The sequence below is a fragment of the Gilliamella sp. M0320 genome, from assembly GCF_016101635.1.
Taxonomy (GTDB): domain Bacteria; phylum Pseudomonadota; class Gammaproteobacteria; order Enterobacterales; family Orbaceae; genus Gilliamella; species Gilliamella apis.
The window spans coordinates 485,262-500,841 of sequence record NZ_JACFQD010000001.1; the positions used below are offsets into that span (position 1 = coordinate 485,262).

General features: G+C 34.1%; 9 protein-coding genes. 8 read left to right on the forward strand and 1 reads right to left on the reverse strand.

Annotated features, from left to right (window positions below; all coding sequences use genetic code 11):
- Positions 1-247: 247 nt before the first annotated feature.
- The 3 genes from H3T83_RS02175 to H3T83_RS02185 all read left to right on the forward strand — a co-directional run bounded on the left by H3T83_RS02175 (position 248) and on the right by H3T83_RS02185 (position 6,672).
- Positions 248-769 (forward strand): DUF2867 domain-containing protein, encoded by a 522-nt coding sequence (locus H3T83_RS02175; protein WP_198214947.1) that lies wholly within the window; start codon positions 248-250, stop codon positions 767-769.
- A gap of 152 nt (positions 770-921) precedes the next feature.
- Entirely contained in the window at positions 922-1,203 is a 282-nt protein-coding gene (locus H3T83_RS02180) for a YciI family protein (RefSeq protein WP_198214948.1), read from the forward strand.
- Between the two features lie 450 nt (positions 1,204-1,653).
- Entirely contained in the window at positions 1,654-6,672 is a 5,019-nt protein-coding gene (locus H3T83_RS02185; RefSeq protein ID WP_198214949.1) for an autotransporter outer membrane beta-barrel domain-containing protein, read from the forward strand.
- Positions 6,673-6,765: 93 nt separating this feature from the next.
- Here H3T83_RS02185 and H3T83_RS02190 read toward each other — a convergent pair whose 3' ends face one another.
- Entirely contained in the window at positions 6,766-7,614 is an 849-nt protein-coding gene (locus H3T83_RS02190) for an aldo/keto reductase (RefSeq protein ID WP_034902461.1), read from the reverse strand.
- Between the two features lie 668 nt (positions 7,615-8,282).
- Between H3T83_RS02190 and H3T83_RS02195 the strand changes: the two genes are divergently transcribed.
- From H3T83_RS02195 to sstT, 5 genes are all read left to right on the forward strand, one after another.
- A complete protein-coding gene (locus tag H3T83_RS02195) occupies positions 8,283-9,518 on the forward strand; it encodes an NRAMP family divalent metal transporter (protein WP_109846956.1) in 1,236 nt (411 codons plus the stop codon).
- Between the two features lie 8 nt (positions 9,519-9,526).
- A complete protein-coding gene (locus H3T83_RS02200; RefSeq protein WP_198214950.1) occupies positions 9,527-10,309 on the forward strand; it encodes a LamB/YcsF family protein in 783 nt (260 codons plus the stop codon).
- A gap of 102 nt (positions 10,310-10,411) precedes the next feature.
- The gene (locus tag H3T83_RS02205) at positions 10,412-12,019 is read left to right on the forward strand and encodes a 5-oxoprolinase/urea amidolyase family protein (RefSeq protein ID WP_198214951.1); all 1,608 of its coding nucleotides are present in this window, start codon (positions 10,412-10,414) and stop codon (positions 12,017-12,019) included.
- On the forward strand, positions 12,012-13,760 hold the full coding sequence (locus tag H3T83_RS02210; protein WP_198214952.1) for a biotin carboxylase N-terminal domain-containing protein: 1,749 nt from the start codon (positions 12,012-12,014) through the stop codon (positions 13,758-13,760). The genes H3T83_RS02205 and H3T83_RS02210 overlap by 8 nt, the downstream gene beginning before the upstream one ends.
- Positions 13,761-14,232: 472 nt before the next feature.
- A complete protein-coding gene (gene sstT / locus H3T83_RS02215) occupies positions 14,233-15,465 on the forward strand; it encodes a serine/threonine transporter SstT (protein ID WP_065579342.1) in 1,233 nt (410 codons plus the stop codon).
- Positions 15,466-15,580 lie beyond the last annotated feature (115 nt).

The following is a 15,580-nucleotide window of genomic DNA, read 5'->3' on the forward strand; positions in this document are numbered from 1 at the left end:
ATATTCTATTAAACTATCAACAAATAACCTTACATTCAGCGGTAGGTATTTGGCATACAGATATAATAAAAAAATGGCCGTGTTGCGCCATTAAATTCCGTTAATACCTCAACGGGTGTTTGGTAGAAAAATAACTAAAATTAAATAAAACTGCAAGTAATAACTATTTATATATTATTGATTGATAAATGTATAATCATACAGCAAAATTAGCTAATAATTTATTTACTTGCCAATTGAGTTAGTGATGGATGCTAAGAAAACAAATATTATTAATAAATTAAATAATTTATTAAACCATCAGGTAACTTTAATTGCGGAAGATATTAATTATTTAAGTTACCAAACTACCTCTCTTCCTAAAGATATTTCTGCTTATGACGCTTATAGAATGATGATTCAATCTCAACCGAAATGGCTTAAAATATTGTTTCAGATGAGAGATTTTTTAGGCCTAATGGTTGGAATTAAAACAATAAAAGGTTTTGAACAGTTAGGTGAAAATATACCTAATATTGGTGATATAGTGCATTTTTTTAACGTTATTGAGTTAGAAAAAGATAAATTAACTTTAATCGTTAGAGATCATCATCTAGATGTTTGTTTACATCTTCGTTTAATTGAAGATAATGATAAACAAAATAAATTATATGTAATTACATCAGTCAAAAATCATAATTTTATCGGCAAGGTATATATGGCACCAGTGTCTGTACTACATCCACTGATAGTTAATAGACTATTGAAAAATCTTAAAGCTAAAAAATGAATTTACTAGTAAATCCGGATTGATTTTTTGATTGCACAATTAAACATCGTTAATTTTTTATGATTAAAGATCATAATAAGCCAAACTTTTTAGTTCTGAAAAATTTAGCTAAAGATTTACCTAAATAATTTAAAATATATAAGGAATATATAATGATAATTGTAACTTTTAAGTTTAAAAAACCTTTGGAAGAATTGTTAGCTAAATTTGAAGAACATAATAAATTTTTAGATGAGTATTTTGCCAACAATAAGTTTATCGCGTCTGGTCCTTTAGAGGATAAAACAGGTGCGATTATTGTAGTAATGAGTGATTCACTTGAAGAAGTTAAAAATATTATGAAATTAGATCCGTTTTGTATTTATGATCTTGTTGATTTAGAATTTACTTTATTTCAAGTGGCTAAAATTTCACCTAACTTATTAAATAATTAAGTTTATATTATCTGATCCGAGCAGATAAAAGACTGTTGCGTATAATAGCTTGAATAATTTAGGAAATACTAAAAAAATTCACTCGTATAAAACTCATTTTCTTTTTTAGACGCATTAATATATTTTATTCTTTTAATTGCCAATTTACCTACTATGTGGTAAAAATGGCACTCTATTCCCGTCAGTTTTCTTTTTGTAAAATTTAAATTATTCATAATATAGTTTTTCTTTTTCTTTTTTAATTATTTACTAATTTAGTCTTATTGTTATTGATAAATTAAGTCTTTTTTTATTTATTCGAAATTTTGCCTCGCTCCATAGTTGTATTGATTTGTTAGCTGTAATAAGCAAATTGCCATGCACTTAATAGCACTACTTAAAAATTCTCTATTAGATTTTTCAAATAAAAATGTTGTTTTACCAATATAGATTTATTTTGGAGAGGAAATAATGAATAAAGTATTTAAGTTAGTTTGGAATGCACAACGTCAGGCCTACATCGTTACATCAGAAAAAGCACAATCTAAAAGTCGATTATTTTTACTTAATTTATTACCAGCTATCAGTTTAATATTAGTCATGACACCAATGAGTTATGCTCAGTGTGATAATTCATTGCTCGTTAATAATTGCAGCCGAAAAGTTACTAATAAGATTGCCAATAAAAATTTATCTAATAATCAATTATCTAATAAACAAATCAATGCTTATATTAACTCACTTTTTGGCGCTACTAACTTTAACAATCCAGTAGAAATATTACTATCCAATCATATTGAATCTGATGATGATGGTTATAACTATACTGGCGATAATAGTGTTAGTGACATAACTTTATATCAATCTGCTGGAGATATTATTGGTGGCAAAAATGGTATTAATCTTAACCATAATGGTAATGGTTCAACCGGTATTACGATTTCTAGTGATGTCACGGGTAAACAAGGTGATGGAATAAGAACTATAAATAGCACCTCTACTCAAGATCTAAACATTACCGAACTTGTTGGTGCCAATGTTCATGGGCAAGCCAATGGAATTAACGCCGTAAATAATGGACATGGTATAACAATAATTTCAACTGCGGATTCGGTTATCGGTGATGAACTTGATGGTATTTCGGCGGTAAACGATGGTGATACTCAAGGTTTAAAAATAATTCAATCAGCAGGTAATATTCATGGGAAAAAAAATGGTATTAATGCTGATAATAGAGGTAAAGGAAGAACAAATATTACTACCAATGGAGAAGTGGTTGGTGATGAAAATGAAGGTATTAATGCCGTAAATGAACAAAATGCCGGTGATTTACTGATTTCACAAAATGGTGGTTCTATTACTGGTGGACTTAATGGTATCAAAGCTAATAATCAGGGCAATGGTTCTACCTCAATTACGGTTACAGCTAATATTATTGGTCAACAAAATGATGGGATCAATGCCAATAATAGCAGCAATACGCATGATTTATCGGTAACTCAAAATTCAGGGGTTATTAATGGTAAATTAAACGGTATTAATGCTGTTAATAATGGCAATGGATCAACTATTGTCACAACTTCAGGCACAGTTACTGGTAATGAAAAAGATGGGGTAAACATTACTAGTCAAGCCAATACTAATAAATTAACCTTTAATCAATTAAAAGGTGAAATTACGGGTAAAGAATACGGCTTAAATATAGTTAATAATGGTAATGGTATAACTTCGATTTCAAGCCATGGAGCGATCGAAGGACAACAAAAAGATGGTATACAGGTTACGGGTAGTGCCAACACAACTGATCTAAACGTTAATCAAACCGATGGTAGTATAAAAGGTGCACTTAATGGAATGAATTTGACTAACCAAGGTACAGGTTCAACTTTAATTACTACTAATGGCGAAATCAGTGGACAACAAAATGATGGCCTTTATGCAATTAATCAAGCTAATACCCACGACATGACGGTTAATCAATCGGCAGGAACTATTTTGGGTCAATCCAATGGTATTAATATTCATAATGGTGGCAATGGATCTTCTATTATTGGTAGCTCGGGTAATATAACCGGTATGACTAATTATGGTATTGTCGCTGTTAATGAGACTAATACCAAAGATCTTACAATTATCCAATCATCAGGTAATATTAAAGGTGAACAAGATGGTATTAATATTGAACATAAAGGGACTGGGTCTACAACGATTTCAACTGCAGGACAAGTATTAGGCTATCAAGGTAATGGTATTTATGCTGTAACTCAAACAAACAGCCAAAATTTAACTGCAAAACAATCATCTGGCCGTATCTATGGCAAAAAAAGTGGTATTAATTTTAATAATAATGGTAATGGATCTACATATGTTAATACTTTTGGTGATGTCATTGGCGAAGAGAATGAAGGGATCTTAGTCAATAATGACATTCATAGCCAAGATGTCAATGTGATGCAGACATCAGGTCAGATTAAAGGTAATACTAATGGGATTAATATTACTAATAAAGGTAGAGGTAAAACAACAGTAACTTCATCAGGTGACATTATTGGTAGTCAATATAATGCCATTACATTACTCAATGATCAAAATAGCCAAGATATCACGGTGTCACAATTAGATGGTAATATGCAAGGGGAGTCCTACGGCATGTATATCACTAATAATGGCAAAAGTACCACCGCGATCACTACTTCAGGCAATGTAACTGGTGATCAGAATGATGCAATCCGTGTGTTTAACAATAATAGTGCTACGGATTTAAAAATCAATCAATTAAAAGGTAATATTACCGGTAATCAAGATGCTATAAATATAGAAAATAATGGCCAAGGACTAACCAATATTACTACTTCAGATAACGTTATCGGTAAACAACGTGATGGTATAGCAGTGAAAAATGGTACTAACTCTAAAAATCTTACTGTTATCCAATCAGCTGGTGAAATCAATGGTAATCGCTACGGAATATATGCAGTCAATAGTGGTCAAAACTCAACGGTAATTAGTATTGCAGGTAAAGTCATAGGTAATAATAGTGACGCTATTTTTGCTGTTGCAGAGTCTGCTACTTATAACTTACTTTTTAGTCAAAACAGAGGTAGTGAGATTAATGGCAAGCTCAATAGTGTCAATCTTACCAACAATGGGCAAGGTTCAACGAATATTAAAGTTGCAGGTAAAATCATTAGCCAAACATTAGATGCTATCATTGTAGCTAATGATGCCAATACTAGTAGTCTATCTTTTAAACAAGAAGCGGATAGTAATATTCAGGGAGAGATAAATGGCGTTAATCTCACCAATAAAGGACGCGGGTTAACTAATGTTATAGCTCAAGGTGTTATTAGTGCTAATCAAGGTTCAGGCATATTAGCCGCTAATGGTGATACCGCAACAGATTTATTTGTTAAACAATCCAATGGCATCATCAGTGGTTTTGATAACGGTATTATGGTGACCAATAATGGTACAGGTATGACTGAACTTGATATATCAGGAAAGGTAGTTAGCCAAAATAATATCACGGGTGTAGGTATTAATACTTCTGGTAAAGAAGGTCTTAAAACTTATATCAATTTAAATCAGGGCGCTGATGTCTCCTCGGCTAGTGGTATTGCGATTAAAAATGAAACAACTGATTCAATTATTGCCCTTAATAATGGCTCTAAAGTTAGTGGTCAAATTAGATTGGGTACTGGCAATGATACCTTATTTATCAATGAGGGTGCAGATATATCACAATTGACAGTCGTTGATGGGGGGAATAAATTATTTCGCGTAGGTGGATCGTCTGATGTTGATAGCCTTAACCTTAATACTCATCTTATTGGTTCATCAACCTCTAATGGTTCGATAGGTGATGTGGCTATTATTGGCTGGGAAAATATTAATCTTAGTAGTATTGCTAGACTAACACTGACAGGCGATTTAAATACTGATAAATTAACCATTAATTCAGGTGCTATGGTGGATCTTAAATCTGGTCTGCACCAATCTAATATTAGTGGTAGTGTTTATAATAGTGGCGTGATTACCCTCGGTAATCAATTTGCCGGTGACCGTTTAACGATTGCTGGTGATTATATTGGGGATGATGGTAAGTTAATCTTTGACACAGTTGTACAAAATAGTGATAGCCCAACTGATCGATTATTTGTACAGGGTAATGTTTCGGGTAATACTTTTATAGAGATTAATAATATTGATGGTTTAGGTGCTGATACTAGTAATACAAATGGTATTGAATTAGTGCATGTTGATGGATCAAGTAGTAATGATGCTTTTAAAATGCGACAAGAGCATATAGATGTGGGTGCATATGAATATTATTTACATAAAGGTGATCTTAACAATCAAAATAATAACTGGTATTTGCGTTCTTACTTGCCAAATAATCCAAATGATCCAAATGATCCAAATGATCCAAATGATTCCAATAATCCTAATAATCCCACAGACCCAACTCATCAAAGTGATCCACAAGAACCTACAGATCCAACTATAAATCCCTTTCCTGAATCAGGTAAACCGGCCAGAATAAAAACTTATCGTAAAGAAGTATCGATGTTTGGTGCAATAGCTGAACAACTTCGTTTAGCAGATAACCTTATGCAAAGTAATTTACATCAACGTATTGGTAATGCGCCATTGTTGGATTCATCAATAGGGTGGGGAAGAATTATCACTAAACGTGTTAATGTAAAACAGAATGGTACCGCAAATGCAAACAGTAAAGGCAACTACTCAGGTTTCCAATTGGGTAGTGATATTTGGCAAAATGACGATTGGCGAATTGGGGGATATTTCGGTTATCTACATGGTAATTTAAGTGTTGATGGCTTTGCTAGTGGTAGATATGGACGGGTAGGTAGCAATGGTATTAATTCATACTTTATGGCTGTTTATAGCACCTATATGCAAAACGATGGGGGGTATTTAGATATGGTTTTACAAGCTGCTCGTCACCGAGCTGATGTAAATCCAAATAGTAATAAAAATAGCAAACAAAAAGCAAATAGTTTGAATGCCTCCATTGAAACGGGCAAACCATTTGGGTTATTCGATAGTAATTGGAAAATCGAACCTCAAGCACAAGTGATTCATCAGTTGTTAAACTTAAAAGATAGTCATATCAATGGTAAAACTACAGTAAAACATAGTGATAATAATGCTTTGCTATTGCGTATTGGGGCTAGATTTGAAGGTGACTATAAAGTTGATAATGAATTATGGCGTCCTTATGCACGGTTGAACTTTTTCTATTCACCAAGTGGTGCTGATCATGTAACTTTTGCTAGTAAAAGTGCTGCTACTAAGTTTAGTAATGGTGCTAAATCTTTCAGTTCTGAATTAGCTATTGGTGGTAGTTATGAAGTTAATAATCAAATTAATGCATATAGTGAAATTGGTCACACATTCACTCATGGTGGCGATGCCAGAGTGAAAGCTCCAATTAGTGCTTCTGTTGGCATACGAGCTAAATGGTAAATGTAAAAAAATCACAATTAATTTGTAAAGCCGATATTGTATGTTAAATATCGGCTTTTTTTAGATTTTTTATATATAGTAAATTTTTTAAAACTAAATATTTGGTCGGCGTTGAGTCAACCACTCTACAATGGCCGGATCGCTATGTGAAAAAAATGCACTGGTTGCAGTATCAATCGCGGTGATATCGATCATATCCTTATCTGAAAGTTGAAAATCAAATAGATTAAAATTCTCCATCATACGCTCTTTTCTAACTGATTTAGCCAAACTGACAATTTGCCGTTGAATTAACCAACGTAAAATAATTTGACCTACCGACTTATTATATTTTTGGCCAATTGCGGTTAAAATTGGATGATTGAAGATATCATTCTTTCCTTCAGCAAATGGCGCCCATGCTTCCGGCTGAATAGTCTTACTTTGCATCCAAGGGGCTGCTTGTAATTGTTGATTAAAAGGGTTAACTTCAATTTGATTTACGGCCGGTTTTATTTTATTAAATGCCATTAAATCGGCTAAACGATCCGGACTAAAATTACTAACACCAATTGCTCTGATTTTTCCTTGCTCATAAAGTTCTTCCATCGCATGCCAAGCGCCATGAATATCACCAAAAGGTTGGTGGATTAAATATAAATCAACATAATCTAGTTGTAGTAAATTTAATGATTGTTCAAATTGGATTTTAGCACCTTCATAGCTAGCACGATTTAACCAAAGTTTGGTAGTAATAAAAAGATCTTTTCGGTCAATTCCACTAACTTTAATCGCATTTCCGACTTGGCGTTCATTTTGATAGGCCGTTGCGGTATCAATCAGACGATAACCAACATCAATTGCATCCAACACCGCTTGCTGACACTGGTTTTCATCAATTTGATAAACACCAAAGCCTAGAATAGGCATTTCAATGCCATTATTTAATTTTGTGCTTTTCATAATGGGCACCTCTAACATTAGAATTAACTGAAAATATTAACGGTTGTCTTTTTGAATGATTATTTATTAATCTCACTATTAAGTAAAGTAGAAATGTTATCTCATCAGTCAACAAATAACCTGTTTCATAGTAGTTTTTCTAGCTATTTACCTTTATGTTTATCTTTAAAAACCCCTTTCCTCAAAATTTTTTTATTATTAAGTAAATTATTATGAGTTATTAAAGTGATTATTATTTCAATAAACTTTAATCATTTGATAAGTGTATAAAATAAGATAGATGGATTATAGGTAGGGAGACAACTGCGTTCGTTGCCCAATTATAGTGCAATGGTCATTTAAATTAATTTACAAATTATTATAAAAATAACTATCTTTGAAAAAAATATAATATTTATTTTTAAATTATCAGTAATTATTATTTAGTTTTTTTCTAACTTCATTAAGTTATATCATGATTATTAAATGATTTTAATTATCTCTATAAGTTTATTCTTTGCACATCATTAATCATTATAATTTTTTTTAATTAGTTTTTTGTTAAAAAAATAGTAATTATATTTGCTATTGTTTTTTGAAATATGTTAGAAATATTGGCATAGTAATTGCATATATTGATATCAGATTAATCATAATTATAGAGAAGTTTAGTAAAGAGGAACATGCGTATGGAAAATCATAGCAGCAGTACCGTTGCTTTTGTAAAAAATAGGCGAGCATCGCTGATTAGTGCAATCTTTTTGATGGCAACTTCGGCAATTGGTCCCGGTTTTATCACTCAAACAGCTACTTTTACCGTGACACTTGGCACTGCTTTTGGTTTTGGTATTTTGGCCTCTATCATTATAGATTTTGTGGTTCAGCAAAATATTTGGCGAGTAGTTGCATTAACAAAAATGAACTCATCAGATATCGCTAATAGTACTATACCTTTTAGTGGCTATATATTAGCAATATTAGTTATATTTGGTGGTTTAGTTTTTAATATAGGCAATATAGCTGGAGCCGGTTTAGGTTTAAATGCATTAGTTGGCCTTGATCCTAAGTGGGGAGGAGCAATCAGTGCTCTAATGGCGGTTTATATATTTTCATCACGTAAAGCGAGTAATTTTATTGATCGCCTAATGATTGGTTTAGGTTTATTAATGATCATTTTGACGCTGTTTGTTGTTTTTGCTTCTCATCCACCTGTCGGCGAGGCTTTAAAAGAGACTGTTATACCATCAAAAATTGATTTTGCTTCAATTACAACTATTGTTGGTGGTACTGTCGGTGGTTATATCTCCTATGCTGGTGCTCATCGCTTACTTGATAAAGGTATGGTTGGCGTAGAACATATAGACTATGTATCTGGTGCAGCAACAAAAGGGATTATGGTTGTAGGCTTAATGCGTTATATTTTGTTTCTAGCCATTTTAGGTGTAGTAGCCAGTGGCGTAACAATCGATATTTCAAGTTATGCCGCTAATCCTGCATCACAAGCATTCCAAGCGGCTTTAGGCGAATTAGGTTTACGTATTTTTGGTTTGATATTATGGGCAGCTGCCATCACGAGTATTATTGGTGCCGCTTATACCTCAATGACTTTTATTACACCTTTTAAACGTAATATCAGTGAAAAACAACGCCAATTTGCGACTATTGTTTTTATTGCTGCCTCATTGGCGATTTATTTAATTATGGGTACCGCTCCGGTATCATTGCTGGTTTTTGCTGGTGGGTTTAATGGTTTAGTATTACCGCTTGGTTTAACTATCTTTGTTTACATAGGATGGAAACGGGCTGATTTAATGTCTGGTTATCATTATCCTAGATGGCTATTGTGGTCAGGACTTTTGGTCTGTGCTATTACATGGTATATGGGAGCAATGTCTGTTTTCACTATTTTTAATTATTTAAAATGAAGGGCATCATGATTACTAATAAGATTATTGATTTAAACAGTGATCTTGGCGAAAGTTTTGGTCAATGGCAAATGGGTAATGATGAAGCAATGCTAAAAGTTGTTAGTAGTGCCAATATTGCCTGTGGTTTTCATGCCGGTTCGCCAGAAGGGATTTTAAAAACATTAAAAGCAGCCAAGTTAAATAATGTAAGTATTGGTGCTCATTTTGGATATCCTGATTTAGTTGGTTTTGGCCGACGAAATATGGATATTAGCTCTGAAGAATTAATTGCTGATGTTATTTATCAGATTGGCGCATTAACTGGCTTAGCAAAATCTATTGATGCTAAAGTTAGTTATGTTAAACCGCATGGTGCTTTATATAACACGATAGCGCATGATAAGCGCCAAGCAATGGCAACGATTGATGCTATTCGACTGATTAATCCTAATCTTGTTTTAGTCGCTTTGGCTGGATCACCATTAATCAGCTGGGCTAAAGAAAGTGGCTTGAAAGTTGTTGCTGAGGCATTTGCTGATAGAGCCTATCATACCGATGGTACATTAGTCTCTCGTAAGGAGGCTGGTGCAGTCTTACATGATCCAGATATTGTTGCCAATCGTATGTTACAACTTGTTAATGAAGGCGGTTTGATATCAATTGAAGGCGAGTTTGTTGAGATTGATGCTGGATCAATTTGTGTTCATGGTGATAGTATGGGCGCTTTAGCGATGGCGCAAAGAGTTAGCCAACAATTACAAAATAATGGCGTTAAAATTGCTTCATTTACCGATGTTATTAATGAGTAATTTGCAGTAGATATTGCAACAATATAATTCAATTATTTGCCGTAATTTTCAAATAAAGATTTACTTATAATCAATCTTTTTTGCGGTGTTTAGAGGTGTATAATGCGTTTTTTACCAGTTAATATTGATGCTCTGCTTGTCGAGTTAGAGACTCTAGAACAAGTGATGGCATTAACTGATGCATTACAATATAAAAAAGATGTATGGAATATAAATGAAATAATACCAGCCGCTCGGACTGTGTTAGTTCGATATAATTCCATTATTATGGATGGAAATAAACTTGCCCAATATATAGCGCAATTAGATGTATCCTCAGGGCAATTAAGATCGGGTGAATTAGTTACCATTCCAGTTAGTTATAATGGTGAGGATTTAGGCTTTGTAGCAGAATATTTAGGCATTAGCGTTGCTGATGTTATTTCTAGACATACAAGTAATGAATATCAGGTTGCTTTTTGCGGATTTGCACCTGGTTTTGCTTATATGGTAGCGAAGGATATTCAGCTTAACGTACCTCGCCGTCAATCTCCTCGGGTTCGTATTCCAGCTGGCTCTGTAGCCTTAGCTGGTGAATTTAGTAGTGTTTATCCGCAAGCAAGCCCCGGTGGTTGGCAACTGATTGGTGTTACCAACGTTAAAGTCTGGGATATTTATCGTGACGAGCCGGCACTCTTTAAACCAGGTACACGAGTAAATTTTATTGATGCAAGTAAAACTGTCACTAAATATAGCTTACCACAATCGAAAAAAGTAACCTTGCCGGTTGAACAACAAGAGCAATCGCAAGATATTGAGATATTAGCCACTGGAATTCAAACTTTATTACAAGATAATGGCCGCATAGGACAAGCTGAATTAGGTATTTCAGAATCAGGTGCAATGGATAAAGCAGCTTTGCATAGTGCCAATCGTATACTAGGTAATCCAACTAATGAGGCTGTTTTAGAAATAACTCAAGGTGGTTTTAAAGCTCGTATTAATAGCGCTATGTTAATTGCTGTGACAGGGGCGTCATGTGAGATTAAAGTTACTACAATTAGCGGTGAAAGCTATTTTGCTAATATGTATCAACCGATCCAATTAGAACAAGGTGATATTGTTCATTTAGGTAACGTACAGTATGGCGTACGTAGTTATGTTGCTGTGCGTGGCGGTTTGCAAGTTCAGCCGATCTTAGCTAGTTGTTCTTTTGATACTTTGGCGCAAGTCGGTCCGAGTCCGCTAAAAGTTGGTCAAACATTGACCATCAAGAATGGTCAAACTTTTAACGCGCTTTCTTTAACAGAAACTCCGGCTATCTCTTATCCATGTAAAGATGATGTTGTCGAATTGGATATAATGTTTGGCCCTCGTACCGATTGGTTTACACAACAAGCTATACAACAACTAACTTCACAATTGTGGCAAGTGACCCCGGCATCAAATCGTATTGGTTTACGTCTTTTGGGTGAAATTTCTTTAGAGCGTGAAAAACAACAAGAATTACCAAGTGAAGGCACTTGTATGGGGGCAATACAAATTCCTGCTAATGGTCAACCGGTACTATTTTTAAATGATCATCCTCTAACAGGCGGTTATCCGGTTATTGCAGCAGTATGTAATTATCATTTGGATTTGGCTGGTCAAATTCCAGTTAATGCCAAAATAAAATTTAATCCGATTGGAGTTTTTAAAGAATTTGAAGGGAGCCATGTTAATCATGTCTGAAATTAATAAACAAGTTGCACACAAAGTATTGATTGCTAATCGTGGTGAAATTGCCGTTCGGATTATTCGTGCTTGTCGAGATATGAATTTTACATCGATAGCGATTTATGCCGATGTTGATATGGATGCACTGCATGTGCAAATGGCTGATGAAGCTTATGGATTATCAGGTAATACACCGAGTGATACCTATCTAAATATTGATAAGATTATTGCGATTGCGCAGAAATCTGGAGCGACAATGGTTCATCCCGGTTATGGTTTTTTGTCTGAACGAGTTGAATTTGCCAAAGCGGTACAAGATGCTGGTTTAATTTGGATTGGTCCTAAACCTGAAACAATAGCTATTTTGGGCGATAAAGTAAAAGCGAGACAACTTGCTATCGAAGTCGGGGCACCACTAGTTACCGGTACAGATAAGCCTGTACAAAATGCCAAAGAAGTTGTTGAATTTGCGCATAAGCATGGATTACCAATTGCAATTAAAGCCGCATTTGGTGGCGGAGGCCGAGGACTTAAAGTTGCTTGGCAAATGGATGAAGTAGAAGAGCTCTATAATTCAGCTGTGCGTGAAGCAACGGTAGCATTTGGTCGTGGTGAATGTTTCTTAGAACAATTTTTACATCATCCTCGACATATTGAAGCACAGGTTATCGCTGATACTCATGGTAATGTTGTTGTAGTTGGTACTCGTGATTGTTCTTTACAGCGTCGTAATCAAAAGTTGATAGAAGAATCACCAGCACCTTTTTTAGATGAAAAAATAGAAAAACAAATAGTTAAAGCATCAATCGATATCTGTGCTAAAGCAAATTATATTGGCGTTGGTACCGTTGAATTTTTACTGAGTCAGGATGGTAAACTGTCTTTTCTAGAAGTAAATACTCGATTACAAGTTGAACATCCAGTGACCGAAGAAACAACAGGAATTGACCTCGTTATTGAACAGTTACGAATAGCGCAAGGATTACCTGTTAGTATTAAACAAATGCCTCAACCGCGAGGGCATGCTATTGAATTTCGCATAAATGCAGAAGATGCTGCTAATGGTTTTTTACCTGTGGCCGGAACGATAACTCATTTTGATATACCGACAGGTCCAGGTGTTCGCTTAGATAGTGGCGTTAATGCAGGATCAGTGATCCCTGCTACATTTGATTCGCTCATGGCTAAACTTATTATTGTTGGTAATAATCGCCAACAGGCTTTGGCAAGAGCTCGTCGTGCATTAGCTGAGTTTACCATTGAAGGAGTTGCTAGTGTGCTACCATTTGATCGAAAAGTGATAGACCATCCTGATTTTTGCCAGCAGTTTAATGTGCATACTCGTTGGATTGAAACGGATTTTAAAGCAGAACTTGAACCAGCAAAAAGGCAACTTCCGCAGCAAGAAGATATATTGACCCATACCTTTATTGAAATTGATGGTAAGCATTGTAAGCTTGGTTTGCCTGCGAAACTATTTTCTGGATTATCTATCAGCCAGACCAATAGTGAAGCCCAATCAGTTGTAACCACTAACACAAATCTTGATTTAATTGTTCCAGCTCCAGTGTCTGGCAATTTGTTTAAATGGTTGGTTGAGGATAATCAAAAGGTTGAACAAGGTGATATGATTGCAATTGTCGAGGCAATGAAAATGGAAATACAAGTAATAGCTCATCGTGAAGGTATTTTGAAACATTCTCATACCGAAGGTACGTATGTTAATGCTGATGATCCTATTGCTGAAATTATTTAGTATTAAAAATAATTTATAAATTAATAATAACAATATGTTTTATTAGATTCTTGCAGTTGGTAAAACATATTGTTTTTTATATTAAGATTATTTGTATTGCCTTTTCGAAACAGTTATATCAGCGATTAATATGTAATTTAAATTTTTGATATTAACATCCCTAATCTTATTGTTGAGCTCTTAACTTATAAATTAAACGATATAATCACGAATATTTATCTCGAATTTGAATTAATTATCCAATGCTATTCTCGTTTTATCATTCTCAAAAACCCCTTTCCTCAAAATTTTTTATTGAATGATAATAGTTATTGGCGACTCTTTCTAACCCCTATCTAGATTCAGGATAATAATTAAACTTAATAATTGAATAAAGTAATATAAAAAATAGTTATCATGATAATTTTTTTATAGTTTTAGTTTTAATTTATGATAAGGTTGCCCTTTTGTATTTTATACATAGGGAAGCACAATGACACATTCAACCAATAAATTGGTTCGTTTTTATTTCAAAGTAGGATTAATACCACAAATTATTTTGGGGTTAATCTTAGGTATTGCTTTAGCGGCAATTTCAAAAGATGTTGCATTAGATATGTCCTTTATTGGATCACTTTTTATTAATGCTTTGAAATCAGTAGCCCCAATCTTGGTACTTATTTTAGTTATTGCTTCAATATCTAATCACCAACATGGTAAACGGGCCAATATGGGAGAACTATTGGCTCTTTATTTTGCAGGGATGATGTTAGCGGCATTATTAGCAACTGTTGCCAGTTTTATTTTTCCTTCTGATATCTCTTTAGGTGATACCGCTAATCAAACAAAATTAACACCTCCAGGTAGTATTCTTGAAGTACTAAAAACGTTATTTAATAAGATGATCGACAATCCAATTAATGCGCTGGTTAATGCTAACTATATTGGTCTTATTATTTGGGGTGTTGGTATTGGGATTGCATTAAGACATTCAAGTGAAACCACGAAAACAATGATGAATGATCTTTCTGTAGCTATTTCATTTATCGTTAGAATTATTATTCGTTTTGCGCCATTAGGTGTATTTGGTTTAGTCGCTTCAACGCTTGCAGAAACAGGATTTGGTGAATTACTTAAATATGCCCATTTAATTCTTGTGTTGGTATCTTGTATGTTAGTTGTGGCATTGATCATTAATCCTTTATTGGCGTATATGGTCATGCGTAAGAACCCGTATCCATTAGTTTTAACTTCATTAAAAGAGAGTGCTATTCCAGCTTTCTTTACTCGTAGTTCGGCAGCAAATATACCGGTTAATATGGAAATTTGTCGAAAACTAAAAATGGATGAAGATACCTATTCCGTCGCGGTACCGTTAGGGGCAGCCATTAATATGTCAGGTGCAGCTATCACTATTACTATTTTAACCTTAGCAACTGTTAATTCATTACATATAGAAGTTGATGTCCTTTCTGCGGTATTGCTTTGTATTGTAACGAGTGTTTGTGCTTGTGGAGCATCGGGAATTGCTGGTGGTTCATTACTGTTGATTCCTGTTGCTTGTAGTATGTTTGGCATACCTAATGAAATTTCAGCAAAAGTCATTGGTATCGGTATTGCAATTGGTGTAATTCAAGACTCAGTTGAAACTGCACTTAATTCATCTAGTGATGTGGTATTTATTGGCGCTGTTTCAGAGAAAGTACAGCGTAATAAAGCAAAATAGAATCAATTTATTCGTTAGCCAATTTATAATGACTATTAAGCCTGATAGATATCAGGCTTTTTTATGAATTGAAAACACAATCAGTAGCTCAATGATTGCATTTACTCTAATGACT